General features: G+C 64.5%; 1 protein-coding gene. It reads left to right on the forward strand.

All coding sequences use genetic code 11. The features are described 5' to 3' along the window. Positions 1 to 719 (forward strand): condensation domain-containing protein (locus tag NOV72_RS31750; RefSeq protein WP_245933238.1); only part of this gene is annotated, 719 nt, incomplete at both ends.

Consider the following 719-nt stretch of genomic DNA (forward strand, 5'->3'; position numbering starts at 1 on the left):
GGTGGCTTGCGTCTGCGCGGGCGGGTGGATCGCGTCGCGTTGCGCGCGAGCTTCGAAGCGATCGTCGCGCGACACGAGACGCTGCGCACGCGCTTCGTCGCCGATGCAAACGGGCGTGTCGAACAGTGGATCGATCCGCAAGGCGTGCTGGATTGGCGTGAAGCGACGCGTAATGCCGTCGATCTGGAAGCCGCCGCGCGCGCCTTCGCCGCCGAGCCATTCGATCTGCGAGAAGGTCCGCTGTTGCGTATCGCTCTGTTCAGCGTGAACGAGGACGAACATCTGCTGACGCTGGCGATGCATCACATCGTCTCCGATGGCTGGTCGATTCAGGTGCTGCTGGATGAACTAGTGTCGCATTATCGTGCGCGCACGCTCGGCGAAGCGTCGAAGCTCGCAGCATTGCCCGTTCAATATGCCGACTACGCCGCCTGGCAACGTGACTGGCTCGAAGCGGGCGAGCGCGATCGGCAACTGAACTACTGGCGCGCCACACTCGGCGACGAACATCCGGTGCTCGCGCTGCCTACCGATGCACCGCGTCCCGCGCATGCGTCGTATCACGCGGGGCGTTATCGGGTGAAGCTGCCTACGGCGCTTGCCGAAGCGGTACGCTCGCGCGCACAACAGAACGCGATGACGCCCTTCATGGTGTTGCTCGCGGCCTTCCACGCGCTGCTGTATCGCTACACGGGGCAACAGACGATACGGACGGGCGT

Source organism: Caballeronia novacaledonica, from assembly GCF_900258035.1.
Lineage (GTDB): Bacteria > Pseudomonadota > Gammaproteobacteria > Burkholderiales > Burkholderiaceae > Caballeronia > Caballeronia novacaledonica.